The 235-nt window shown below is 57.0% G+C and carries 1 protein-coding gene; it reads left to right on the top strand.

Annotated features, from left to right (window positions below):
• Nucleotides 1–235, top strand: a 235-nt coding sequence (locus KMS84_RS44905; protein WP_256921683.1) for a protein-tyrosine phosphatase family protein, incomplete at both ends; no start/stop codon positions are given.

The following is a 235-nucleotide window of genomic DNA, read 5'->3' as shown; positions in this document are numbered from 1 at the left end:
GATCTTTACCCCGTGTCCAGGCACCAAGGGCACCAGGCCTTTCGAGGCGTTGCAAACCCTGAAAGATGCAGGCGCATCGGCGTTGCTGACGCTGATGCCGACCGAGGAGTTGCTTCAGAATGAGATCGACCTGCTGCCCGAAGAATGCCAAATGCTCGGCATCGAGTGGTTTCACCTTCCAGTAGAAGATGATCAAGCGCCTGGCGAAGCATTCAAGACAGCATGGGCGCAGCAC

This window comes from Streptomyces hilarionis, from assembly GCF_024539675.1.
GTDB classification, from domain to species: Bacteria; Actinomycetota; Actinomycetes; order Streptomycetales; family Streptomycetaceae; genus Streptomyces; species Streptomyces hilarionis.
Note: the sequence above shows the minus strand (reverse complement) of the source record. Positions and strands in the feature narration are given on the sequence as shown.